Annotated in this window: 24 protein-coding genes, 1 tRNA gene and 1 pseudogene; 12 read left to right on the top strand and 14 right to left on the bottom strand. The window is 61.9% G+C overall.

All coding sequences use genetic code 11. The features are described 5' to 3' along the window. Positions 1 to 51 precede the first annotated feature (51 nt). A complete protein-coding gene (locus EOA13_RS13845) occupies positions 52 to 795 on the bottom strand; it encodes a competence/damage-inducible protein A (protein WP_127293295.1) in 744 nt (247 codons plus the stop codon). A 321-nt stretch (positions 796 to 1116) separates the two neighbouring features. Here EOA13_RS13845 and EOA13_RS13840 point away from each other — a divergent pair, with 321 nt between their 5' ends. Continuing rightward, complete coding sequence (locus EOA13_RS13840) at positions 1117 to 1398, top strand: hypothetical protein (protein ID WP_084016230.1); 282 nt, start codon at positions 1117 to 1119, stop codon at positions 1396 to 1398. A gap of 159 nt (positions 1399 to 1557) precedes the next feature. Here EOA13_RS13840 and EOA13_RS13835 read toward each other — a convergent pair whose 3' ends face one another. The 3 genes from EOA13_RS13835 to EOA13_RS13825 form a co-directional block, all read right to left on the bottom strand. Then, positions 1558 to 1797, bottom strand: a complete 240-nt coding sequence (locus EOA13_RS13835; RefSeq protein ID WP_013532013.1) for a DUF2188 domain-containing protein — start codon at positions 1795 to 1797, stop codon at positions 1558 to 1560. 30 nt (positions 1798 to 1827) lie between these two features. Further along, the gene (locus EOA13_RS13830; protein WP_013532012.1) at positions 1828 to 2106 is read right to left on the bottom strand and encodes a DUF982 domain-containing protein; all 279 of its coding nucleotides are present in this window, start codon (positions 2104 to 2106) and stop codon (positions 1828 to 1830) included. A 247-nt stretch (positions 2107 to 2353) separates the two neighbouring features. After that, positions 2354 to 3457, bottom strand: a complete 1104-nt coding sequence (locus EOA13_RS13825) for an NADH:flavin oxidoreductase/NADH oxidase (RefSeq protein WP_127293293.1) — start codon at positions 3455 to 3457, stop codon at positions 2354 to 2356. A 226-nt stretch (positions 3458 to 3683) separates the two neighbouring features. On the opposite strand from EOA13_RS13825, the gene EOA13_RS13820 reads away from it, so the two are divergent. Further along, positions 3684 to 4262 (top strand): NUDIX domain-containing protein, encoded by a 579-nt coding sequence (locus tag EOA13_RS13820; RefSeq protein WP_127293291.1) that lies wholly within the window; start codon positions 3684 to 3686, stop codon positions 4260 to 4262. Between the two features lie 44 nt (positions 4263 to 4306). Here EOA13_RS13820 and EOA13_RS13815 read toward each other — a convergent pair. Continuing rightward, a tRNA-Leu gene (locus tag EOA13_RS13815) sits at positions 4307 to 4391 on the bottom strand. A gap of 375 nt (positions 4392 to 4766) precedes the next feature. Between EOA13_RS13815 and tig the strand changes: the two genes are divergently transcribed. Next, positions 4767 to 6233: a trigger factor gene (gene tig / locus EOA13_RS13810; protein ID WP_127293289.1), complete on the top strand. Its 1467-nt coding sequence runs from the start codon at positions 4767 to 4769 to the stop codon at positions 6231 to 6233. 160 nt (positions 6234 to 6393) lie between these two features. Further along, on the top strand, positions 6394 to 6918 hold the full coding sequence (locus EOA13_RS13805; RefSeq protein ID WP_127293287.1) for a hypothetical protein: 525 nt from the start codon (positions 6394 to 6396) through the stop codon (positions 6916 to 6918). Between the two features lie 116 nt (positions 6919 to 7034). Here the strand turns inward: EOA13_RS13805 and EOA13_RS13800 are convergent, their stop codons facing one another. From EOA13_RS13800 to radC, 8 genes are all read right to left on the bottom strand, one after another. Further along, entirely contained in the window at positions 7035 to 8351 is a 1317-nt protein-coding gene (locus EOA13_RS13800) for an ArgE/DapE family deacylase (RefSeq protein ID WP_127293285.1), read from the bottom strand. Then, complete coding sequence (locus EOA13_RS13795) at positions 8351 to 9310, bottom strand: ABC transporter permease (RefSeq protein WP_127293283.1); 960 nt, start codon at positions 9308 to 9310, stop codon at positions 8351 to 8353. The genes EOA13_RS13800 and EOA13_RS13795 overlap by 1 nt, the downstream gene beginning before the upstream one ends. After that, positions 9307 to 10254, bottom strand: coding sequence for an ABC transporter permease (locus EOA13_RS13790; RefSeq protein ID WP_127293281.1), 948 nt, complete (start codon positions 10252 to 10254; stop codon positions 9307 to 9309). Before EOA13_RS13790 ends, EOA13_RS13795 begins: the two co-directional genes overlap by 4 nt. A gap of 47 nt (positions 10255 to 10301) precedes the next feature. Next, on the bottom strand, positions 10302 to 11288 hold the full coding sequence (locus tag EOA13_RS13785) for an autoinducer 2 ABC transporter substrate-binding protein (protein WP_127293279.1): 987 nt from the start codon (positions 11286 to 11288) through the stop codon (positions 10302 to 10304). Between the two features lie 33 nt (positions 11289 to 11321). Then, positions 11322 to 12092 (bottom strand): ATP-binding cassette domain-containing protein, encoded by a 771-nt coding sequence (locus tag EOA13_RS13780; RefSeq protein ID WP_127293277.1) that lies wholly within the window; start codon positions 12090 to 12092, stop codon positions 11322 to 11324. Positions 12093 to 12120: 28 nt separating this feature from the next. Beyond that, positions 12121 to 12897 carry a glutamine amidotransferase gene (locus EOA13_RS13775; RefSeq protein ID WP_127259659.1) on the bottom strand — a complete coding sequence of 259 codons (777 nt, stop codon included), beginning with the start codon at positions 12895 to 12897 and terminating at the stop codon, positions 12121 to 12123. Between the two features lie 72 nt (positions 12898 to 12969). Continuing rightward, the gene (locus EOA13_RS13770; protein WP_127293275.1) at positions 12970 to 14151 is read right to left on the bottom strand and encodes a PfkB family carbohydrate kinase; all 1182 of its coding nucleotides are present in this window, start codon (positions 14149 to 14151) and stop codon (positions 12970 to 12972) included. 255 nt (positions 14152 to 14406) lie between these two features. Next, the gene (gene radC / locus EOA13_RS13765; RefSeq protein WP_127293273.1) at positions 14407 to 15168 is read right to left on the bottom strand and encodes a DNA repair protein RadC; all 762 of its coding nucleotides are present in this window, start codon (positions 15166 to 15168) and stop codon (positions 14407 to 14409) included. A gap of 251 nt (positions 15169 to 15419) precedes the next feature. On the opposite strand from radC, the gene EOA13_RS13760 reads away from it, so the two are divergent. Genes EOA13_RS13760 through EOA13_RS13750 form a run of 3 tightly spaced genes read left to right on the top strand, consistent with a single transcriptional unit; the run spans position 15420 to position 18401 of the window. Beyond that, entirely contained in the window at positions 15420 to 16277 is an 858-nt protein-coding gene (locus EOA13_RS13760; protein ID WP_127293271.1) for a MipA/OmpV family protein, read from the top strand. Positions 16278 to 16317: 40 nt separating this feature from the next. Continuing rightward, a complete protein-coding gene (locus EOA13_RS13755; protein WP_032900681.1) occupies positions 16318 to 17079 on the top strand; it encodes a response regulator transcription factor in 762 nt (253 codons plus the stop codon). After that, a complete protein-coding gene (locus EOA13_RS13750) occupies positions 17076 to 18401 on the top strand; it encodes a HAMP domain-containing sensor histidine kinase (protein ID WP_127293269.1) in 1326 nt (441 codons plus the stop codon). The genes EOA13_RS13755 and EOA13_RS13750 overlap by 4 nt, the downstream gene beginning before the upstream one ends. A 26-nt stretch (positions 18402 to 18427) precedes the next feature. Here the strand turns inward: EOA13_RS13750 and map are convergent, their stop codons facing one another. Further along, a complete protein-coding gene (gene map / locus EOA13_RS13745; protein WP_013532002.1) occupies positions 18428 to 19255 on the bottom strand; it encodes a type I methionyl aminopeptidase in 828 nt (275 codons plus the stop codon). 201 nt (positions 19256 to 19456) lie between these two features. Here map and EOA13_RS13740 point away from each other — a divergent pair, with 201 nt between their 5' ends. The 5 genes and pseudogenes from EOA13_RS13740 to EOA13_RS13720 all read left to right on the top strand — a co-directional run. Beyond that, entirely contained in the window at positions 19457 to 19879 is a 423-nt protein-coding gene (locus EOA13_RS13740) for a hypothetical protein (protein WP_127293268.1), read from the top strand. A 113-nt stretch (positions 19880 to 19992) separates the two neighbouring features. Continuing rightward, a complete protein-coding gene (locus EOA13_RS13735) occupies positions 19993 to 20232 on the top strand; it encodes a hypothetical protein (protein ID WP_127293266.1) in 240 nt (79 codons plus the stop codon). A 145-nt stretch (positions 20233 to 20377) separates the two neighbouring features. Continuing rightward, positions 20378 to 20674, top strand: coding sequence for a DUF982 domain-containing protein (locus EOA13_RS13730; protein ID WP_127293264.1), 297 nt, complete (start codon positions 20378 to 20380; stop codon positions 20672 to 20674). A 124-nt stretch (positions 20675 to 20798) separates the two neighbouring features. Next, on the top strand, positions 20799 to 21158 hold the full coding sequence (locus EOA13_RS13725; RefSeq protein ID WP_245490371.1) for a DUF6074 family protein: 360 nt from the start codon (positions 20799 to 20801) through the stop codon (positions 21156 to 21158). Positions 21159 to 21452: 294 nt separating this feature from the next. Next, positions 21453 to 22702: pseudogene (locus EOA13_RS13720) on the top strand (hypothetical protein); the annotation flags it as partial.

Here is a 22702-nt window from a genome sequence, read left to right as displayed (position 1 = left end):
TCGTGCCGGGGAAACGTTGCAGAGTCGTGCTTTGTTCCGGCCTGGACCAGATCAGCCGGGATTGCTGGCGAAGCCGGCGACCATCGCCTCGACATCGGCGCGGGCGGCGTCCAGCGCCTCCTGGCTGCGGGCACGCACGACCAGTTCGGTCCAGAACTTGCCGTCGCCATATTTCGGGTAGGAGCCGATGATCGTATCGGGATGCGCTTTCTGGATATCACCCAGCGGCCCGCCGATGAGGCCTTCGCCGAACGGGCAGGGCACGGTCGCCGAAAGCATCTTCGTGCCGGCCTTCAGCGTCGGCACGACATTGTCGAGCATGGCTTGGAAAATCGACGGCACGCCAGCCATGACGTGGACGTTGCCGATGCGGAAGCCAGGCGCGACCGACACCGGATTGTCGATGAGATCGGCGCCGCGCGGCATCCGTGCCATGCGCTTGCGGGCCTGCGTGTATTCGATGCCGCGGGCGGCATAGCTTGCTTCCAGCATCGCATAGGCCTGGGCATCGTATTCGCAAGGCACGCCAAAAGCCTTGGATATGGAATCGGCCGTGATGTCGTCATGCGTCGGACCGATGCCGCCGGTGGTGAACACATAGGTGTAACGACTGCGCACGGCATTCACCGCGGCGATGATCTCGTCTTCCTCGTCAGGGACGATGCGCACTTCCTTCAGGTCGATGCCGATCGCCGTCATGATGTCGGCGAGATGGCCGATGTTCTTGTCCTTGGTGCGGCCGGACAGAATCTCATCGCCGATAACGAGCATGGCGGCGGTCACGATTTCAGGCATGGAAGGCTCCGGCAAGGCGAGTGGCCTGGGAAGGCGAGTGGTCTGAGATAGCGCGGCGCGACGGTGGCCGCAATGTCATCTTCGCGCCGCCAAGGCGAGCCGATGAGGTCAAGGATCTAGGTTCGAACTGGTCGAGGGAATAGGGCACATGCCGCAATTCGTGATCCCGGAGCGAACCGCCGCATTCGTCGAGCGCATCGCCGGCCGGCTTTGCTGGTCAGGGCCTCAACTGAGCTTCACGACAATTTCAAGGAACCATTCGGCTGACTACCGGGTTTTATGAGTGTCGCACCCAAGGCGGCTAAGATACGGAGTGATTCAATGGTTACAAAAATTCTCGCAGCATCTGTTCTGACGATCGGCCTCGCAACATCGGCGATGGCGCAGTCACTGGACGACAGGTATTCCAACAACCGTGACTGGTGGCTATTCGGCAACAACGATCAGACAACTGTCGATCCCTATACCACGGGAAGCATCAGTGACGGCTCCGGGTTGAACACCCAAGGCAATACCGGCGCAATAGGCCCATGTGCCCACAACACGCCAGGCCCGGACGCCAACGCAGGGCAAAACGTCAACGATCAGTATTGCGGCAAATAGCCAGAACGCGATTTCCGAAAAGCGCACACTGATTTTCTGGAAAGCAATGTTCGAGGGCTAGTCGGCAAGGACAGCCGCTGGCCGCTGGCGCGTCCTTTCTCCGGACGGCGCTGCGGTCGGCGCCCTGTCGGACCGCTCAACATCAAGCGCTATACCGAATTAATCTGAGACTTCTGTCTGCGGCCGGTCGCGGCCGTCGGCCAATTCTTCGTGCCATTTGCCTTCGGCGTCCTCGTACTGGATGCCGTCGGTCGCTCCGGCGACCTGCTGCTCGGCCGAGGCGATTTCGGCTGCGCGCAATGCGTCCTGATGCGTGGGAAACGTCTCGGAAAAGGTCGCTCCGACCTTGTAGGCCCAGCCGCCGTCATGCTCGACGATCTTGTAAGTCAGCTTCGCCATGGAAAACCTCCGGTTGAAAGGTCCGTCTGCTCAATGCAGCCGGTCGTCGGGCAGTCTGTCGTCGGGCACCAGCACTTCCGATTCCTTGGCGGCTTCAATCAGCGCCCGGCGCGCATCTGCTGTCGAACGATAACCTTCCAGCACTTTGAGGCAAGTGTCGAGGGCATCACGATGGCGCGGGCCGCGATTGAGCGGCCACACCGTCATCAGGCACTCCGCGGCCTCCTGGGCGCTGCGGATGTGGCGATATTTGCCGACGTGGCCAAGTTCGACGACGACCGGCACTTCAAAAGGTTTGTTGTCCATCATGGCCGCAACGCAAAGCAGCCAATTTGGTTGCAACCATGGCCGTCAGCCTGCGCCCAAACGTCTCAGAGGCTGTTTGAAGGCTCTACACCTGCGGTCAGCGCCGCAACCGGCAAGAATGCCCTGAACAGGTTTCCTCCCAACCCAGCGACGCCCACTCCACGCCAACAGCTTGCGGACGGAATAGCAGCGAAGCACCGTCAAGCTGTCTGGAGGCAGGAGGGGCGCGCGTGTCGGGAGCGCCGACCGTTCAGCCCACCGCCTTCATCCAATGCTGCATCGTGGTCACCGAACGGGCAAGCTGCGGCGCCGGGTGGATCGTTTCGCTGAATGTCGCCGCCGCACGCCATCCCCAGCGCGGATCAGCCAGGAAGGCCCGCGCCAGCGCCACCATGTCGGCGCGGCCCTCGGTGAGGATCGCTTCGGCCTGCTTGGGGTCGTCGATCAGGCCGACAGCGCGGGTCGGAATATCAGCGCCCTTGCGCACCGCCTCCGCCAGATGCACCTGATAGCCGGGGCCGGCGGGCAATTTCTGCAACGGCGAATTGCCGCCGCTCGAGCAGCAGAGATAGGCAACGCCTTCGTCCTTGAGCGCTTTGGCCACTTCGATCGCGTCCGCCACATCGAAGCCGCCGTCGACCCAATCCTTCACCGACAGCCTTGCGCCGAGCATCAGCTTTGGCACCGCCTTGCGCACCGCCTTGGCGATTTCGACGGCAAGACGCATGCGGTTTTCCAGCGAGCCACCCCAGCGGTCCGAGCGCTGGTTGGACAAGGGAGACAGGAACTGGAAGATCAAATAGCCATGCGCGGCGTGCAGTTCGATGAAATCGAAGCCGGCGCGTTCGGCTCGCCTTGCGGCCTCGGCGAAGCGTTCGATCAGCTGCAGGATCTCCTCGTCCTCCAACGCGTGCGGCACGTTCCAGCCGGTGTCGTAGGGGATGGCCGAGGCGGAGACGGTCTGCCAGGGATCCTCATTTGGCTGCAGTGGCCCGCCGCCTTCCCACGGCTTGCGGTTCGAAGCCTTGCGGCCGGCATGGGCGAGCTGGGAGCCGAATTTCGTGCCGGGTGCGGCGACGCGTCGTGCGGCGTCCAGTGCGCGGCGGGCGGCGGCTTCATTGTCTTCGGAATAAAGGCCGAGGCAGCCATGGGTAATACGCCCGCGCCGCTCGACATCGGTCATCTCGACTGTGACCATGCCGGCGCCGGACATTGCGAGATTCATCCAGTGATGGAGATGCCAGTCACTGGCCGAGCCGTCGTCGGCGGAATACTGGCACATCGGCGCGACGGCGATGCGGTTGGGGAAGGTGAGGCCGTCGAGGGTGATCGACTGGAAAAGCGACGCTGTCATGAGAAACTCCGGGAGGGTTCGCAGCTATTTAGGCAACCGATGGCGCCCGCGCCAGACACGAGGCGGTGAAAGGGGTTCTGGACCAATCACTGACGGGATTGCCGAAATGCCGGTTCGCGGATAGGCCTCGGCATGCATGGCGCCCAAAAGTGGCTCCGGTTCTGGGAGAACGACATGCATAAAACAGGAGCATAAAGCGCGACGCGCTTTTAGTATGGAGACCTGGATGGAAGATCGTATTCGCGTCCGTTCGGAGGAAATCCTCTCCGACGACTGGGCCGTCTTGAAGAAGACCGTCCTTGACTACCGCCGGCGCGACGGTCAGTGGGAGACGCAAATCCGCCAGACCTATGATCGCGGCGATGGCGCGGTGATCCTGCCTTACGACCCCTTGCGTTCGACCGTGCTTCTGGTGCGCCAGTTCCGCTATCCCGCCTATGTCACCGGTCATCGCGAACCGTTGATCGAGGCCTGTGCCGGCCTGTTGGACCAAAACGATCCAGAGACTGCCATCCGCAAGGAAGCCGAGGAAGAGCTGGGTTACCGCTTGAAGGATATCGAGCGGCTGTTTTCGCCCTATATGAGCCCCGGCAGCGTCACCGAACGTCTCTGGTTTTTCATCGCCCGTTATTCACCCGCCGACCGCATCTCGGCCGGCGGCGGCGCGCAAGAAGAGGGCGAGGACATCGAGGTCCTGGAAATGCCGCTCGACGAGGCACTGGCCGGCATCGCCGATGGCCGTATCCTCGACGCCAAGACCATTATTCTGATCCAGCATCTGAAGCTCAATCCGATCGCTGCCTGAACCGAGCTTCGGTGGCCGCCACCCGAAGCTCGAAGAGCGAAGGGTGGTGCGGATGAAGGGACTCGAACCCCCACGCCTTTCGGCACTGGAACCTAAATCCAGGGCGTCTACCAGTTCCGCCACATCCGCATGGACCGGCAATCCCATGTGGCCATCATTCTGTCAATGTCGGAGACAAGATGTAGAGGTCAGGGACAAGATGTGGTCAGGTCCAAATGCTGGTTATTCGCCGGGATGCGAAGACTGTTGAAAATTGGCCTCGCCTGTGACAAAAGGCGTGTCAAATGTGACGGGACGCGACGATCCGCTTCTGCAGAATGTGATAAGAAGTAGGAAAAACAAGAACTTATTCACATTTTGGAACGCAGTTTGGGAGAGTTTGAGCCGGGTTTTCGGTCAAATCGCCAGGTTCCGTACCAAAAGCCATTCCCGGCAAGAATATACCGGCAGGCTGTGAACGGCAGAGGCCGTGGCAGTCTCATTGGTGAAAACAAAGGTTTTACGATGCAGGTCACCGAAACGCTCAACTCCGGTCTCAAGCGAGAGATCAAGATCACCGTGCCGGCCGGTGACATGGAAGCCAAGCTGATGGCGCGGCTTTCGGATGCCCGCAACAAGGTCCGCATCAACGGCTTCCGTCCCGGCAAGGTGCCGGTGCAGCACCTGCGCAAGGTTTACGGCAAGTCGTTCATGGCCGAAGTGGTCAACGAAATCCTCAACGATTCGACCCGTTCGATCATTACCGGGCGTGGTGAAAAGGCTGCCATGCAGCCCGAAGTCATCATGACCGAGGACGAGAAGGAAGCCGAGAAGATCCTGGCCGGCGGCGCTGACTTCGAATTCCGCCTCAACTACGAGATCATCCCGGCGATCGAGATCAAGGACTTTTCCGACATCAAGGTGACACGCCAGGTGTTCGACGTGCCTGATGCCGAGATCGACGAGCAGGTCCAGCGTGTTGCCGAATCGGCGCGCAGCTACGAGCCGAAGACCGGCAAGGCCGCCAATGGCGACCGCGTCACCATCGACTATGTCGGCAAGATCGACGGCGAAGCCTTCAATGGCGGCGCCGGCACCGATCAGCCGCTGGTGTTGGGTTCGAAGGAATTCATCCCCGGCTTCGAGGATCAACTGGTCGGCGCCAAGGCCGGTGACGAAAAGCAGGTCACCGTGACTTTCCCGGAAAACTACCAGGCCGCGCATCTGGCCGGCAAGGAAGCGACCTTCGACGTCACCGTCAAGGAAGTGTCCCAGCCCGGCGCGCTGGAAATCAACGACGAGACCGCCAAGAACCTCGGCCTGGAGTCGCTGGAGCGCCTGCGCGACGTCGTACGCGGCCAGATCGAGAACCAGTTCGGCGCCATGACGCGCCAGAAGGTCAAGCGCCAGCTGCTCGACCAGCTCGACGCGTCCTACTCGTTCGAGGCGCCATCGAAGCTCGTCGACGCCGAGTTCAACAACATCTGGGCGCAGGTCAATCGTGACCTGGAAGCAGCCGGACGCACCTTCGCCGACGAAGAGACGACGGAAGAAGAGGCGCGTGCCGAGTATCTGCGGCTTGCCGAGCGCCGCGTGCGCCTTGGCCTGGTGCTGGCTGAAATCGGCGAGAAGGCCGGCGTCACCGTATCGGACGAAGAGCTGCAGCGCGGCCTGTTCGAGCAGGTGCGCCGCTATCCGGGCAATCAGCAGCAGGAAGTCTTCGAGTTCTACCGCAACAACCCGGAAGCGTTGAACACGCTGCGGGCACCGATGTTCGAGGAAAAGGTGGTCGACCATCTGCTCGGTCAGATTTCGGTCACCGACGTCAAGGTCAGCAAGGAAGAGCTGATGGCCGACGACGAAGAGGACGAGACCGCCGTCAAGGCGAAGCCGGCGAAGAAAGCCGCCGCCAAGAAGGCCGACGCCAAGAAGGCCGACGACGCGGAAGAGCCCAAGAAGAAGGCCGCGCCGAAGAAGAAGGCCGCCGAATAACACCAGCGCTCCGCTGAAACAGGAAGGCCGCCGTCGAGGCGGCCTTTTTCGTTGCCAAACTGCAACAGCCGCCATGCTTCGCGAGCGATGGCCTGTGGCGACCAAGCTTTGATCATTATCTGCGCTTCTATTGCAAGCCGCTTGGTTGTTGGAGGGCGTGTTGAGACTGTTCGTCGAATTGGGACACGCTTCGGTAATCGCGCTGATCCTTGTCTCGGTCTGCGGCATTGCCCAGGCCGGCACGGTGCCTGACAACTGGCGGTTCGGCACGAGTGAAGACGGCCTCGTCACGGCCTCGCTCTATGCCACCAACAAGCTGATCACCGGCGGCGGTGCCTTGAGCTACAGCCCGATCCTGACGATTGCCTGCCGGGCAAACGGCGAGCCGCATTGGACTGAATGGCTGCAATTGAACGACGCTGTTTCGGCCAGCCGCAAGATCACCATGTCGATCACGGTCGATCAGGAGAGCAAGTTCGATGAAAGCTGGGCGGTCGGGCCGCGCGGCCGGATGCTTGTGCGCGATGGCGCCGATGGCATCAGGCGCCTTGTTGCCGCGAACCGGCTCCAGCTTTCGTGGCGGTTCGGGCTGCTGGCGGGGCGCGGCGAGGCCGATTTCGACCTCGCCGGGTTCGGCGAAGCGGTCAACCAGGTAGCCGGCAGCTGCAACACCGATCCGCCGTAACCGGATCGTGAGACCAAGGCGGCAATAGGAACGGCTTGCTCAAGCGCTCACCTCAATCCCTTGCGCAAGCTCGGCCACGTCCCGCAGCGTGGCAAATTCATGTTGCTGCTGCCAGGCTAGCGGCACCATTTTTCGACAGCAATTGCAATTGCCTTGGTGCAGTCGACGAGATCGCGCACCGAAACGCGTTCGTTCGGCTGATGCGCCTGCGCGGGGTCGCCGGGACCGAAATTGACGGTCGGGGTGTTGCCGAGTCCGGTCGGCAGGCCGATGTCGCTGTGTGCGCCAAAACCACTCAGGACCGGCGAGAGATCGGCTTCTTTGACGGCCTCCTGGAAGACGCCGACAAAGGGATTGTCCGACGGGATTTCGGCGCAGTCGGCGTCGAGGATCCACTCGACGCGGGCAGGGTGCTGGCGAAGATAAGGGTCTGCCTGACAGACATTGGCGATGTGCTCTTCGATTTCGCGTTTGACGTTGCCGCCCAGTTTGAACTCGTCATGCTCGCTTGGCAGATACTGGGCGTCGATGATGATCTCGCCGCGCCCTGCCATGGAGGAGGGATGTTCGCCGGCGCTCATCTGGGTGACGATGATCTGGTTGGGCAGGTCCATCAACGGATGGTTCTTTCTGGGATCGAACATCCAGCGCCGGTTGAGGATATCGATGCCGTCGAGGATCTGCCGGCAGAGCTGGACGGCATCGACCGGGCCGCTCGAATACCAGGCATTGGGCGTCAGTTCCGCATGCCCGCCTATGCCGTCAATGATGATCTTTCCCCACAGAATGCCGTGACAGAGCGGTGCGATCCTGTTCGCCGTCGGTTCGGTCATGATGCCGGCGTCGGCGTGAAAGCCGCGATCGACCATGGCCAGCGACCCCATGCCGCCGATTTCCTCATCGACCACGGTGGTGAAGACGACGTCTCCGGACAGGGGAATGTCGAGTCCCCTCAGGATCTCGACGGCCATCAGCATGCAGGCGACGCCGCCTTTCATGTCGACCGTACCACGGCCGTGTAGAAATCCGTCCTTGAGGACGGGCTGGAACGGGTCGGTCGTCCAGTGACCGGCGGCGCCGGGCGGGACGACATCGATATGGCCGGTCAGCATGATGGAGCGACCGCCGCCCGTGCCCTTCAAGACGCCGCCGAGATTGGGCCGGCCTTCGAACGTCCTGCCTTTGTTGGCGCCGGCCCGCCCCTTGTATTTTTCGTAGAGTGCTGGGCCATCCGGGTCCCAGAGATCGGTCGAGAAGCCTAGCGCCTCGATCCGCTTTTGCAGATAGAGCTGGCAATCACGCTCGCCGGGGCCGGCCTCCTTTGGATCGGATTTCACGACCGAGGGGAAGGCGACGAGATCGCTCAGCGTTTGGACGATACGGTCAGCGCTTGCCTCGACGCGCGCGGCAATGATCTCTTCCATGGACGGCATCATGATCTCCAACGTTGGGAAAGTCGGTCGGCGAGAAGGACAAAAACCAGAAGGGCGCCGACAATCCCCACCTGCCAAACCGTGTTGATGTTCAATTGCAGAAGGCCGGTCTTCAGTGTGACCAGCAGCAGGACGGCCGCGAACACGCCGCCGACGCCGCCGCGCCCTCCGGTGATGGCGATGCCGCCGAGCATGGCGGCAGTCAGCGATTCAAGTGCGAGGTTCTGGCCGATATTGGGCCTGCCGCTGCCGAGCCAGGCGATCGAGACGAGTCCCGCGGCGCCGGCGAGCGAGCCACTCAAGGCGTAGAGGACCAAGCGAACGCGATCGACCGGAATACCGACCAGCCTGGCCGAGCGTTCGTTGAAGCCCATGGCGTAGATCCAGCGCCCCCACGCTGTGGAGAGCAGCACCAAACCGGCTAGCGCAAAGCAGGGGATGGCAAGGGTGAGAAAGGGCAGGGGAATGCCCATGACGACGCCGCGCCCCCACACAAGCAGCCAGGAGGGCACGCCGGCTTGGGCCGCGCCGCCGGTAATGGCAAGTGCAGCGCCGGAATAGACGAAGAAGGTGCCGAGCGTCGCGATGAAGGGGAGAAGCGCGAGCCCGTTCACCAGCCATCCGTTCAAGGCACCGAGCATCGCGCCGGCCAGGATGCAGACGGCGGGCAGCAGGACCGGCGGCAATCCCAGCTTGAGGCAAAGCATCGCGACGATGGCGGACAGCGAGACCGCACCGCCGACCGAGAGGTCGATGCCGGCGCCACCGGCCATGATGACCAACCCCTGTCCAAGGCCGACCAGGGCAAGGATCGTCGAGAACTGAAGAATGGTGGTGACGGTGCCGAGATTGAAGACAGAAGGCTTGAGCGCCAGCAGGCCGACAATCACGATCAGCCAAAGCATACAGAGCAGAGCCAGGGTAAGGGCCGGGCCCTGCAGGTTGCGGAGCGTTTTCATGCGCGGGCTCGTTGAAATCTGCCGAGCGGCAATCGGTTGCAAACAGCTTCGAAGCCAAGCACGCCGATGATGAGAACGCCGGTGACGACAGGCTGCCAAAGGGACGGGACACCGATCAGCAGCAGACCGTTCTGCAGGATCCTCAGAAGCAGCACGCCGAGCACGGTGCCGATCAGGCTGCATCTGCCGCCCAATATGCTGGTCCCGCCAAGAATGACCGCGGCAATGGCATCGAGCGCCAGCGTGCTGCCGATCGTCATCTCCACATTGCGGTAGGTGGCGACATAGAACGTGGCGGCAATGCCAGTCAGCACACCGCTGATGACGAAGGTCGTGAAGCGGATCTTGATCACTGGGATGCCAGAAAGCCGCGCTTTTTCCTCCGAATTGCCGATCGCCAGCAGATGCAGCCCATAAGGGGTTCGCCGCAGCGCCAGCCAGACGGCCAGATAGGCAGCGGCAATCACCAGGGCAGGGACGGGGACGCCGAGCACGCTGGTTGCAAGAAGATTTGTAAGGCTCGAGGGCAGGCCCGAAAGCCATTGCCCTCCGAGAAGTACGAAGACGGCGGTGCGGTAGACACCGAGCAGGCCGAGTGTACCGACAATTGCCGGAACGCGGCCGAGGACAACGACGGCGGCGGTCACGCATCCCAGCACCGCACCGACCAAAGGACCCGCAATGAGCGCCAGCAGCGGATTGCCGCCGGCGCCGAGCACGCGCCCGATGGCGATCGCCGCCAGACCCATGACGATGCCGATCGAGACATCGATGCCGCCCATGGCGAGCAGCAGGGTCATGCCAAGGCCGATCAGCAGCAGTTCGACGCTGTTGCGCAAGACCGTGGCTGCATTGCCTGATGTCGCGTAGTGCGGCGATGCGACAGAAAAGATGACGATCGCCAGCAAACAGGCGACAAGCAGAGACCGCTCCCGCCCGTTCATGGAGAAGACACCGTTTCCAAACTGCCGCACCACGTTCATTTCGGAGCTCAGAAGTTGAACTTGTCGACATTGTCCTTGGTGAAGACAGCCGGTGGCCCGAGAAGCAAAATGCCCTTGGCGGCATCATAGGTGACGGGCTTTTCCAGGCCGGCGACCTTGTTTTCCGCCTCGAAGCTCTTGCCGTCGATCAACTGCTTGCCGGCCCAGACCGTGAGATAGCCGAGTTGCTCGGGATCCCAGAGCACCGTGAAGCCGAAGGCGCCGCTCTTCAGGTAGGACCGTGCCGTGTTCGGGCTGCAATAGCCGGCACCGATGACCGAGCCGATCTTGCCTGCGGTTTCGATGGCCTGGGCTACGCCCGGGCATGTCGAGGAGGCGACGGCGATGATGGCCTTGATGTCCGGGTTGGCCGCCATCAGATCGCCTGATATTTGCGCGGCGCGTTCGGCGGTGCCGCCGGCGAATTGCGGCGCGAGCAGCTTCAGCTTCGGATATTTGGCGGTGGCTTGCTTCTGCATGAAGCCGATCCAGGCGTTGAGATTGGACGCCGTTGCCTCGCCGGAGACGATGCCGATGGTTGCGTCCTCGCCGACGCGCTTGACGAGTTCGTCGACAATGGTTGTGCCGAGGCCTTCGTCGGTCGCCTGCGCCACATAGACGGCGCGGCCGCTGTCGGGCGCGTCGCTGTCACTGGTGAACAGCTTGATGCCTTTCGCCTTGGCGCTCTCGACCACGGGTGCGATGCTGGAGGCATCGAGGACGCTGACCGAGATCGCCTCGACGCCCTGATCGATCAGGTTCTGGACGATCTGCAACTGGTCGACCGGATTGGTGTCGACGGGACCGGAATAGATGAAATCGACGCCCAAATCCTTGGCGGCGCGATTGCCGCCGGCTTCCATGGCGTTGAAGTAGGGGATGCCGATCAATTGCGGAACGAAGGCGACCTTGTGTTTGTCCGCGGCATGCGCCGCGGTTGCAATGGCGAGTGACAGTGCGGAAGCGGCGAGCACTTTCTTGAGCTGTGAAAGCATTGTGTTTGAACCTCTCTGGAAATGACGTGCGTTTCAGTTTGTTTTTTCAAGCGCCCGCACGTCGGGATGAGCGCCTGTTATGAGCGAAACGACTTCCTCGTGATCGGTATCGGCGGCCAGCCGTTCGGCCACCTTGCGGCCGCGCCGGAACACCACGATGCGGTCGGCGACCTCGAAGACCTCGGAAATGTTGTGGCTGATGAGCACAACGGCACAGCCGCGCGCGGCAAGCCGCCGTGTCAGCGCCAGGACCTTGCGCGTTTCGGCAACGGCAAGGGCCGCAGTCGGCTCATCCATGATGACCAGCCTGGCATTCAGATTAAGCGCCCGGCAGATTGCGACGGCCTGACGTTGGCCGCCCGACAGACTGCCAACAGGCGCTTCTGGATCGGAAATATGAGCATCGAGCTCCTTCAGCAGGCCGTCGACGCGCTGGCGCATTTCTTTGCGCTTCAGGAACGGAATGCCCAAAATGGAGCGTTTCAATTCACGGCCGAGAAAGACGTTTTCTGCGATCGACAGGTTCTCCGAAAGCGCCAGTTCCTGAAAGATCGTCGCGATCCCCGATGCCGCGGCATCCTTGGGCGAGTGAAAGGCGACCGGATTGCCCTCGATCACAAGCTCCCCGTCACTGGGCGGATGAGCGCCTGCCAGGATTTTGATGAAGGTCGATTTGCCGGCGCCATTGTCGCCGAGAAGCGCCAGCACCTCGCCGGAGCGGATCTCCAGATCGACATTTGCCAGCGCGGTCAGCGCGCCGAAGCGCTTGGCGATGTTTCTGGCGACAAGAAAGGGCTCTGTCATGACGGGTTCCCCGACGATTGCGGATCGGCTAGGCGGCGTTGCTGACCCAGCGCAGCACGTTGGTCCAAAGCCGCGCATAGCCGGGCCATTCGACAAAACTGTTCGGCAGCCAGTGAGGACCGATGTCCGACGTCCAGACCAGCGTACGCCCTTCGCCATGGCGCCCGGTGACCAGCAGGGGATGACCGCCCTGGTCCTGCGGCAGCCGCGCCAGGACCTCGACATCGTCGCGATCACGGGCGATGACCTCGTTGGCACCGAGCAGCAGCGGCCATTCGCCCTCGATGCCGGCAAAAAGCGGGTGGTCTCTGGAACCAGTGATCTCAGGACGAAAGCCCTCCGGAATTTCGAGCCGGTCATCATTGGGAAGGCAGGTCACCGGCAGCGCCTCCTCGACCGCCGTGCGATGCCAGCGCGCCTTGCCGTCAATGCCCTGGAAGCTGAAATAGCCGCCGATCATGATCAGGCCGCCGCCGGCCAGCGTCCAGTCGCGCAGGAGCTTGAGCCGGTTGGGAACCGTTTTGCCGTGCAGCCAGACATCGGGGTGGAGCAGGAGCGAATTCGCGCCAATGTCGGACAGGATGATCGCCCTGTATTGCGACAGCCCTTCCATGGTGAAAGGCAGCTTCTCGACGGCCTCGTGGGCGGGCATGTAGTCGAGATCGAATTCGCTGCCCTTCAAGGCGTCCACCAGGGGTGTTGCGCCCAGGTGAAAGGTGACGCTGCCGAACTGGTCGAACCCCTTGTAGTGGGTCGCCGAACTCACCCAGCTTTCGCCGACAAGAAGGACTTTTGTTTTCGCCATGATCATACTCTCCTGATTTCGTCGGTTGATGCGGTTTTCCGCGCCAGGTCGAAACATCGATAAGCCATTGTTTCAACTGGCCGTCACGGTATTGTTCGCCAGGGCCGCAGCCTTCAGCGTGGCAAAGTCTGCGATGTAACCCTGCGCGCCTTCGACCGTTGTTGTCAGGCTCGCCCCGATTGCCGCATAGCGCGCGGCGTCGCCCAGCGACGCGCCATGCAGCCAAAGGGCAAGGAAGATGCCGGCAAAGCTGTCGCCGGCGCCCGTCGCGTCGACGCGATTGACCGGCAGCGCCGGCACCTCGATCTGCGGACCGCCATTCGCCGGAAAAACGACGGCGCCGAACTCGCCGAGGGTGAGCACGACAGTTCCCCGTTGTTTGATGCGTGACAGCATCAGCCGCACCTCTTCAATCGTCGTCGCCATGCGGCTGCGAAAGTCGAAGATCTCCCGTATCATCACATCGTTGATGAAGGTCAGATCGATCTGTTTGACCATCTGCGAGAAGGTTTCCGGCGTGCGGGCGCTTTTGGGAAGACCGGCCGAATGCAGGCTCACCTTCCAGCCCGCCTGATGAAAGCGCGCGATGGACGCGGTCATCGTCTCGTAGTGAAAGCCTTCGATATGAAGGCAGGCCGAACGTTGCTCGGGCTGGATATCCAGATTGGCTGTCAGGTCGACCTCGCCAAGCTCGAACGGTTCGCTGATGATCGTCCGGCTGCCGTTGCGCTCGATGATCACGATCGCCTGGGAGAGGCGGTTGTTGGGCGTGTTGCGGATCGGCAAGGCGTGGACACCCAATTTCGAAAGCGCGCCGAGCGCCCAATCGCTCTCTGGATCCTGGCCGACCGCTGTCGCCAGCTCAACGTCCAGCGCGTAGGGAGCTCCGATGCCGGCGGCGGCAACCGCGAGATTGGCCGCGGGGCCACCCAACGCCTTGTCGATGTGGCTGGCGGTGATCCGGTCGTCGCGATGCGGCAGCACGTCGACGCGGCACAGGAAGTCGACACTCACCCTACCGGCGACCAGAAGTCTTGGCAGATGGTCGAGATTCTTTGGCCTGCGTGGTGCGCGGCCCGGCAGTGACCGTGCAAAGGAGCTCGGCCGATACATCAGCGCGGCAACCGCCTTCTCGATGCGGTCGCGCGTGCCTTCCCTCAGGCTGGCCGTTCCATTGATGAAGTTCGACACCGTGCCGATGGAGACACCGGCGGTTCGTGCGACATCCGCTATGGTCGGGCGCTTGCGTTGCAATGGCGGAGTTCCAATTGAAGCGTTTCAAAACGGTAGCAGCGAAAATGCGATGCCTCAACGGAACTATCTTCTAAAAATCAAAGATAGAATTCTTCTAGATTGGAAGATTAATCCAGAAATAGAGCGGATACTGGGCTCCTCTTTCCAAGATTGAACAATTTTCAAATTTTTTGGCAAAGATTGTGCAAGCCAATTTCCTGCACTTCATTCGATCGCCCGGGCTTGATCGGACGGTCGTGGCATGCCCCCGGCCCGTCAGATCAGCAACAGGCCCTTCATGCTGGCATATCCCTTCCGCCCGATGATGATGTGGTCGTGCACCGCGATGCCCAGCCGCTTGCCCGCCTCGATGATCTCCTTCGTCATTTCGATATCGGCTCGTGAGGGTGTGGGGTCGCCTGACGGGTGATTGTGCACCAGGATGATGGCGGTGGCAGAGAGTTCGAGGGCGCGCCTGACCACCTCGCGCGGGTAGACGGGCGTATGGTCGACGGTGCCTGTCTGCTGAACCTCGTCGGCGATCAGCGCGTTCTTCTTGTCGAGGAACAGGATGCGGAACTGCTCGCGCGCCTCGAAGGCCATGACCGACCGGCAATAGGCAAGAAGCTGTGTCCAGGACGAGAGGACTTCGCGACTCTGCACCTCTCCGCGCGCCATGCGCTGCGCGGTTGCCGCGACGATCTTGAGATCGAGCGCCACCGCAGGGCCAATGCCCTTGACTTCCTGCAGGAGGCCAACCGGCGCCCCGAGCACTTCGGCCAGCGTGCCGAAGCGTGCCAGCAGCGCCTTGGCCGCCGGTTTGGTGTCGGCACGAGGGATCAGGCGAAAAAGCAGAAGTTCCAGAAGTTCGTAATCGGGCAGGGCGTCCGGGCCCGCCAGGGCAAAACGCTCGCGCAGTCGGTCGCGATGGCCGAGGTAATGCGGCTTTTCGTCGAGCGTCGCCTTGGCTTTCGCCGCAGGCCGCATCGGCGCTTCGGAGAAGAAACTCCGCTCGTCGTCGTCGTTTGTGTTCCCCATACACCGCCCACATTGCTCCAGCGCAGACATTAGAACTGTTCTGGCCGGGATTGAAACAGTTCTGTTCCCCGATCGCGAGACGATCCACGGCAGATCGTGGCAGCTCCCGCTGTCAGTCTATGGCTTCCCTATACGGCAAGATGAAACCACGATTGCGCAACAAAACTTAACATCACTTAACGCATGCGGCCACTTTCACCTGACATGTTGGCGCCATCGGAGGCTCGTGGCCTCGCTATACTGGAGCGCGCATGTTCGCCAAAATTGACTCTGGACTATTTGCCGGCCGGGCATCTCTCGCGGCCATGGCAATCCTGCTTTCGACGCATTCGGAGGGCGCGCTGGCGGCAGACGCCATTGCCGTGAATTCCGATGATTTTACCCTGCCGCCCGAGCCTTCCCGCTTCGCGCGCTTCGAACAGAAACTGTCCGACTGGCATGTCGTGCTCGGCGGCGGCGCCATCATCGTTCCCAAATACGAGGGCAGCGATGAGTTCAAGATCATGCCGGTGCCTTTCGTCACGGCGACATTCCTCGACACGGTGACGATCGACCCGACAGGTGCCAACATCGCCGTCTATGAACAAGGACCGTTCGCATTCAGCGCTCGGCTTGGCTATGAGATGGGCCGCAAGGAAGACGACTCCGACCATCTGCGCGGCTTGGGGGACGTCGACATGGGCGCGACGGTCGGCGTGAAGGCGGCGGCGAAGTTCGGTCCGGCCGAAATATTCGCGCAACTGGACAAGACCATCGGCGGCAGCGATGGCCTGGAGGGCAGGGTGGGGATCGAGGTGACCCGGCCTCTGTCTCAATCGTTGATGATCGGCGCCAGCGCGTCCGCCGTCTTCGCCGACGAAAATTACATGCAGGCCTATTTTGGTGTCACGCCCGAACAATCGGCTCGCTCGGGGCTCGCGAGCTATGATGCCGGCGCCGGTTTGAAGCGCGCCGATTTTTCGATTTCCGCCACATATATGCTCGACGAGAACTGGATGGTGCGCGGCGAAGCGGGGGTCGGTGTTCTCTTGGGTGACGCTGCCGACAGCCCTGTTGTCGTCGAAAAGATCCAGCCTTCAGGGATGCTTCTCGTCGGATATCGGTTCTGACGCCTACCAGGCACCAAATGCAGGCTAGACAAACTCCGGAATGGCACAGCAACGGCACCAAAGCGATTTGAGCGCCGAATCCAGGTCGGCAAGGCAAGGTTCGCGCATCCTCATTGTCGAAGACGATCTTGAGATCGCACGCATGCTGGGCGAGACGCTCACCGACAACGGCATGATCGTGGAAATTGCCGAGAGCGGCGTCCAGATGAATGCCGCGCTTCGCAACCAGAAATTCGATCTCATCGTGCTCGATGTCATGCTGCCGGGCGAAAACGGTCTCAACATCTGCCGCCGTCTTCGCGCCGGAACCAACATTCCGATCCTGATGCTGACCGCGCTCGGTGAGGAAATCGACCGCATCTTCGGGCTGGAAATCGGCGCGGACGACTATGTGACGAAACCGTTCAGCGCACGCGAACTGACTGCCAGGATACGGGCGCTGCTGCGCCGTACAGCCTATGCTCCAGACGAGCGGGACTGGTCGAAGGTGCTTCGTTTCAACGGCTGGCGCCTCGATCCCATACGACGGCAATTGCATGACCCCAACAATGCGCGGGTTACGACCACGACGCATGAATTCGACCTGTTGCTTGCGTTTTGTCGCAATGCAGGCCGGGTTCTCTCGCGCGAGGAACTTCTGGGCGTAACCCATGCCGGGCTCGCGGGGCCGATCGAGCGTAGCGTCGATGTCCATATCAGTCGAATCCGCAGGAAGATCGAAAAGGATGCGCGCGATCCGGTGCTTTTGAGGACCGTTCGGTTGGGTGGCTACATCTTCACCGCGACGGTGGAGGAAGCATGAGTGGTTTCATCCGCCGTTTCCTACCGCAGTCCGTGCGTGGGCAGTTTGTGGCAATCATTTTCATCGCGGTGATCGTGATCATGTTCGTCGGTTCGGTCGTCGAGATTTTCATAGAGAACGTCGACCTTCCCGCCGCGGAAGATAACGCAAGGCGTGCGGCCGTTGTGGCTGCCTTGTTGCAAGAAACGCCGGCGGAGGCGCGTGGGGCAATTCTGGCGACAGCAAAGCGGGCCGGCTTTGATTTCGAGATATTGCCCAAGGACCAGATACGCGGCATTCCCCAGTCCTATCTGCAATGGCGAAGTGTCGAATGGCTTTTGCGTATCGACAGGGGGACGGTTGATGGACGCTGGCTAAGGATCGGCGGCCGATACGCATTTGTCATCGATTTGGACCAGCAGGACGTCCTGGCCCATTTCGGCATGCCCGATTCCTGGCTGACATCGGGCCTCGTCCGTGCCTCGTTCTACAGGTTCATGGCTTTCGTCGCCTTGCCCGTGCTGATCTGGCTGTTTGCGGTTTGGGCCGTGACGGATCCATTGAAGCGCATCTCGGCAGCAGTCGGTTCGGCCGAGATCGAGAATGGCGAACAGCTCTTCGTCGAACACGGCTCCATTGAAATGGTGGGCTTGGCGCGCGCCCTGAACAGGATGAGGACGCGCATCCGCACGATGATCGAAAATCGCACGCGCATGTTGCGCAGCGTCAGTCATGATCTGCGCACGCCGTTGACGCGGCTGCGGCTTCGCGCCGAGCGTATGGATGATGGCCCAATCCGAACCGCAATCCTGTCCGATGTCCAGCACATCGAAATCTTGATCGACGAGACCCTGACCTATCTGCGCAACGATGTTTCGACGGAGAAGCTGCAGCGCGCCGACATTGCCAGCGTTCTGCAAACCGTCTGCGCCGAATTCTCCGATGTCGGATTTCCTGTCTCATATTCCGGGCCGGACCGGCTCCTGGGCTGGTGCAAGCCCAATGCATTGGCGCGTGCGATCGCCAATCTCTGCGACAACGGGGTCAAATTCGCCGGCAACGTCACGGTCGCATTGACGGCGACCGGCACGGCGGCGCGCATCACGGTTGGGGATGACGGGCCGGGTATTCCGATGACGGCACGCGCCCGTGTTTTCGAACCATTCTTCAAGGAAGATGCGTCGCGCGGTATTGCATCGAAGCATGGCTTCGGTCTGGGCCTGTCGATCGTTGCCGACATCGTCCAGGGTCACGGCGGTAGGATCGAATTGGAGGACAACCAGCCCAGCGGACTGGTCGTTACCATCGACCTGCCGAATGCCGCGGATTTGCAGTCGGCATAGACGGCCTCCTGCCGGGTAGATGCGCTCTAAGCCGGCAGGCCGGGGCGATCGAGCTTTTTGGGCGACAGCGTGAAAATCTCGCACCCTGTGTCGGTCACGCCGATCGTGTGCTCGTACTGCGCCGACAGCGAGCGGTCGCGCGTCACCGCGGTCCAGCCGTCCGACAGAACCTTCACATGCGGCCTGCCCAGATTGATCATCGGCTCGATGGTGAAGATCATGCCTGGCCGCATCTCGACGCCTTCATTGGCGCTGCCGTAATGCAGGATGTTCGGCGCGTCATGGAACAGCTGGCCGACGCCGTGGCCGCAGAAGTCGCGCACCACCGAGCAGCGCTCGCCTTCGGCAAAGGTCTGGATGGCGGCGCCGATGGCGCCGGTGCGGGCGCCCGGCCTGACCGCCGCAATGCCGCGCATCAGGCATTCATGCGTGACTTCGAGCAGGCGCTCGGCGGCGCGCTTGATCGTGCCGACCGGATACATGCGCGAGGAATCGCCGTGCCAGCCGTCGAGGATATAGGTGACGTCGATGTTGACGATGTCGCCATCCTTCAGCGGCTTGTTGTCGGGAATGCCATGGCAGACGACATGGTTGATCGAGGTGCAGGACGATTTCGTGTAGCCGCGATAGTTGAGCGTCGCCGGCAGCGCGCCGTGGTCCATGCCGAATTCGAAGACGAAGCGGTCTATTGCTTCGGTGGTGACGCCGGGCTGGACCATCGGCACCAACTCGTCGAGGCAGCGCGCGGTGAGATCGCATGCCTTGCGCATGCCGGCAAAGCCGTCCTCGCCATAGAGGCGGATCTGGCCGGTATTTCTGAGCGGGGCCGTGGCGGCGTCGAGATAGGTGACCATGTTGTCCGTGTAGCGGGTAGGGCCCTGCAGGAGAGCCGACGTGAAAAATCTCCCCAGATTTGGCACTTGAGGGCAAAAGGTTCAAGGAAGAACTGTCTGATGTAGCCGCGCGCTTCCGGATATTTGCCTCGCATGGGCGATGTCTTGCCGGTTTTTGCCCGGTTTGCTTCCCTTTCTGGCCATGGTGCGTTAGGGCGGGTGATGTTTTCGAAATCGCGTCCCTTCCCGGCGGCCAGGCAAACCGGATGGCCTGAAGCGCCGCTGACGGCAGCGTGCTCATGCCTGATGGGCATGGTGCTGCTGGCGATGCTGTGCTTCGGCCTGCCGGCGGCGCCAGGCTTTGCGGGCTCTGCGCCGAGTGGTGCCAGCGTCGGTGTCGAGCGGTCGGGCGAAGTGGCGGCGCTGCTGCGTGTCACCGGCAAGGCGCAAGCGCTGGAAGTTCGTGCCGGCCGTCCGCTTCTGGTCAAGTTCGCCGGCGGCCATCCCGCGCTTCCGGTCCCCGACGCTGTTTTTCTTTGGGCCGAACGGACATCGCAAAGAGCGATGGTTTCGGGATATGGGGCCGCTCCGGTTCCCGGGGCGAGCACCAACCAGCCGCGCGCACCGCCGACCATCACGGCCTGAGCGGTCCAGAACCGTACCCTTTACCTCATCGTTATTCCTGTTTGCGTCGTGATCGTGCGGCGGCTGTCGGCCGCGCAGCGGTCGCGCGGCGCGTCATTTTCCGGATCATTTCAATGCAACAACGCATCAAGACATTCAAAACCCTGTCGCGTGCGGCTTCGGCTGCCGCGTTCCTCTGCGTCCAGGCGCTCATCTGCATCGGAACCGTCTATTGGGCGGTTGCCGAGACGCTCGGCCTGTCGGCGATGGCGGCCCTTGTTCTCGGCGGCATCTTCGCCGTGCCGACGGTATTTGTACTGATCACCGCCATTCGCATGGCCTTCGACGCGGAGACGGATTCGGCGAACCAGTGAGCATATGGCACCCAGGACAGATTTCTTTGGCGCGATGTGGCGGCCCGCGACCCAAGTGACGACACATTTCTGAGCCAAAAGCCGGTGAAAGCAACTTTTGACGACGAACGGCGTTGCCTCGGCGACCCCGTTCGGGAGACAGGACATGGATAGACTGCAATTCGAGGTGCCGGTGCGCATATCGCCTGGACCCGGTCTGCCAGTCGAGGAAATCTATGGCGTCGAACAGGCGCTCGATTTTCTCCAGGACTGGCCTGCGCGCCGTCAGGGCCCGATCTATCAGAAAGCGTTCAACGCCTGCTTTGGCGCCACGGTGGACGTGGTCAAGACCGAGGATGCCTGCCGGGCGTTCATGGCGTTTTGCCGCGCCAGTGGACTGATGGCCAGGGACATGATGACGCCGCGCAAGCGCGGCGGTGAGGCGAGGGCGCTCCAGGCCTGAGGGCCGTCGCCCGTTTCGCCTGCCCCGATTCCTACGTCAACGATCGCGTTTGAACGCACGCGGCGATGTCGTGAGCGTAGGGCTGCGCCCTTTTCGTCCCCGACGACCGCAGCACGCTGCACCCATGTCAGCGCCGTTAAGCTTCCGTTTCCACCTTCCCGGCTACGCCTTTGCTTGTTGGCAATGGTTGATTCGTTGCGTCAGTCTCATGGTTTGGAAGATGTCCCCAGAAAAAGTCCGTGCATTCCCGATCGACCGTCAGGTATTCTTGGTCAGGGAGGTTGCTGCCAAGCTCGGCAACCTGCATGGCGAGACCGCCACCTCGTTCTGGAGAGCCAAGGCGTCGGAGTTGCTCGATCTTGTGGTCGGATCCGGCAGGGACAGAACAGCAGCCAGCGATGAAGTGCGCAGGTTTTTCCTGGCCGTGCAGCGAGAGATGTTGGCTGGTACGGCCGCGGAGTCGATGCCAATTCTCTCCGCTTAAAGCAAATGTTCGCGCATCCGGCCTCGAATATTTTCTCCAATAGTGTGAAAATACCGGTCATTTCTGTGATTTCTGTGCCAAAGCGGCAACAGCGCACCTAAATTACATCGCCTCAATTCTTGGGAGCCCCCGTTGCTGCTGCAATCTGATAGGTTGCATTAGCAAGGGGTGATTCGCGCCGATGCGGCGCGGGTCTGGGGGGTGATGATGACTCGTGTTCGATCGAGAGCAGTCGAGTCTCGCGTTGTTTCAAGGTGGTTGAGACAGAGATTTTTCGGCATTTCAGGGGCTGCCGTGACCATGGTCATGGCGGCGATGCTGTTCGTCGGCTCGACCGGTCCTGCCAAAGCGACTTGCGTCGGCCCCAGTGGAAATGTCGAGAACTGCACGGGCGCCGGAACGCAATCCGACATCAGTTTCACAGCGCCTGGAGTCACGACGCTCAACGTCAACACGCTGACGATCGATCCCAGCCGGATATCCTTGACCGGCACCGGCTCGGCGCCTGCTTTGCCAGCGGATGGAGTGCAGCACTATACCTGCAGCAGCAATGACCCCGCGCTGTGCACGATCCACCCGGCGGTACCTGCCAGCGGGGGAAATCCGGCCGTGCCCGAATCGTGTACTGGAACGGCTTGTATCGCACCGCCGGCCAAGGCAGCCGGTGGACCCTCAGGCAATTCGGGCCCGACACTGACGGTCAACTACAACCAGCCGGGAGCCGACACCAATGTGTCCGGCAGCGGCGCGGTGATCGCGACCGGCACCATCGGCGTGCTGGGTGCCTCGAATGGCAGCCGCGGCGGCAATGGCAGCAACGGCTATGTCTTTTCCAACGGTGGCGACGGTCATAACGGCGCTGATGGTGGCGCCGTCACGGTCGATGTGGATGGGGCCGTCAAGACAAGCAACAACTGCGTGCTGCCGACGGGTTGCCCGAACGCTGGCATCGTCGCGAGCAGCGTCGGCGGCGATGGCGGCGATGGCGGCGACGCCAAGGGCATCTCCGGCAATGCCGGCAATGGCGGGCTGGGCGGTGTCGGCGGCAGCGCCACTGTCAATTTCAACAGCGGAAGCGTGGAGACGCTGGGTAATTACTCAGCAGGCATCGCTGCCATCAGCCAGGGCGGCCATGGCGGCAATGGCGGCGGCGGCGGCGGCTTGGTCTTCAACCCGGGCGGCGGCAGCCCGGCCGGCAGCGGCGGCAACGCCAATGTCTTCACAGGCGCCGGCACCACGATCACCACGTATGGCATCTATTCGCATGGCATCGCCGCCCAGTCGATCGGCGGCGGCGGCGGCGGCAGCGCCGGTGGTTTCGGCTTGTTCTCCTCCTCCGGCGGCAGCGGCGGCAATGGTGGCAATGGCGGCATCGTCCAGGTCACCAACAATGCCGCGATCACCACCTGGGGCAACAATTCGCAAGGCATCCTGGCACAGACCATCGGTGGCGGCGGTGGTGACGGCGGTTCGAACTTCGGCCTGTTCGCCTCGGGCGGCAGCGGTAGTCTCGGCGGCAATGGCGGTCCCGCCCAAGTTGTGAC

It is taken from the genome of Mesorhizobium sp. M7A.F.Ca.US.011.01.1.1 (genome assembly GCF_003998295.1).
Classification (GTDB): Bacteria; Pseudomonadota; Alphaproteobacteria; order Rhizobiales; family Rhizobiaceae; genus Mesorhizobium.
The sequence above is the reverse complement of the archived record's forward strand: the minus strand, read 5'-3'. Positions and strand labels throughout refer to the sequence as shown.

Bases quoted from the DNA above. Each gene is read 5' to 3' on its own strand.
- EOA13_RS13845 (WP_127293295.1), bottom strand. From the start codon at position 795: ATGCCTGAAATCGTGACCGCCGCCATGCTCGTTATCGGCGATGAGATT.
- EOA13_RS13840 (WP_084016230.1), top strand. From the start codon at position 1,117: ATGGTTACAAAAATTCTCGCAGCATCTGTTCTGACGATCGGCCTCGCA.
- EOA13_RS13835 (WP_013532013.1), bottom strand. From the start codon at position 1,797: ATGGCGAAGCTGACTTACAAGATCGTCGAGCATGACGGCGGCTGGGCC.
- EOA13_RS13830 (WP_013532012.1), bottom strand. From the start codon at position 2,106: ATGATGGACAACAAACCTTTTGAAGTGCCGGTCGTCGTCGAACTTGGC.
- EOA13_RS13825 (WP_127293293.1), bottom strand. From the start codon at position 3,457: ATGACAGCGTCGCTTTTCCAGTCGATCACCCTCGACGGCCTCACCTTC.
- EOA13_RS13820 (WP_127293291.1), top strand. From the start codon at position 3,684: ATGGAAGATCGTATTCGCGTCCGTTCGGAGGAAATCCTCTCCGACGAC.
- tig (WP_127293289.1), top strand. From the start codon at position 4,767: ATGCAGGTCACCGAAACGCTCAACTCCGGTCTCAAGCGAGAGATCAAG.
- EOA13_RS13800 (WP_127293285.1), bottom strand. From the start codon at position 8,351: ATGCCGTCCATGGAAGAGATCATTGCCGCGCGCGTCGAGGCAAGCGCT.
- EOA13_RS13795 (WP_127293283.1), bottom strand. From the start codon at position 9,310: ATGAAAACGCTCCGCAACCTGCAGGGCCCGGCCCTTACCCTGGCTCTG.
- EOA13_RS13790 (WP_127293281.1), bottom strand. From the start codon at position 10,254: ATGAACGGGCGGGAGCGGTCTCTGCTTGTCGCCTGTTTGCTGGCGATC.
- EOA13_RS13785 (WP_127293279.1), bottom strand. From the start codon at position 11,288: ATGCTTTCACAGCTCAAGAAAGTGCTCGCCGCTTCCGCACTGTCACTC.
- EOA13_RS13780 (WP_127293277.1), bottom strand. From the start codon at position 12,092: ATGACAGAGCCCTTTCTTGTCGCCAGAAACATCGCCAAGCGCTTCGGC.
- EOA13_RS13775 (WP_127259659.1), bottom strand. From the start codon at position 12,897: ATGGCGAAAACAAAAGTCCTTCTTGTCGGCGAAAGCTGGGTGAGTTCG.
- radC (WP_127293273.1), bottom strand. From the start codon at position 15,168: ATGGGGAACACAAACGACGACGACGAGCGGAGTTTCTTCTCCGAAGCG.
- EOA13_RS13760 (WP_127293271.1), top strand. From the start codon at position 15,420: ATGTTCGCCAAAATTGACTCTGGACTATTTGCCGGCCGGGCATCTCTC.
- EOA13_RS13755 (WP_032900681.1), top strand. From the start codon at position 16,318: ATGGCACAGCAACGGCACCAAAGCGATTTGAGCGCCGAATCCAGGTCG.
- EOA13_RS13750 (WP_127293269.1), top strand. From the start codon at position 17,076: ATGAGTGGTTTCATCCGCCGTTTCCTACCGCAGTCCGTGCGTGGGCAG.
- map (WP_013532002.1), bottom strand. From the start codon at position 19,255: ATGGTCACCTATCTCGACGCCGCCACGGCCCCGCTCAGAAATACCGGC.
- EOA13_RS13740 (WP_127293268.1), top strand. From the start codon at position 19,457: ATGTTTTCGAAATCGCGTCCCTTCCCGGCGGCCAGGCAAACCGGATGG.
- EOA13_RS13735 (WP_127293266.1), top strand. From the start codon at position 19,993: ATGCAACAACGCATCAAGACATTCAAAACCCTGTCGCGTGCGGCTTCG.
- EOA13_RS13730 (WP_127293264.1), top strand. From the start codon at position 20,378: ATGGATAGACTGCAATTCGAGGTGCCGGTGCGCATATCGCCTGGACCC.
- EOA13_RS13725 (WP_245490371.1), top strand. From the start codon at position 20,799: ATGTCAGCGCCGTTAAGCTTCCGTTTCCACCTTCCCGGCTACGCCTTT.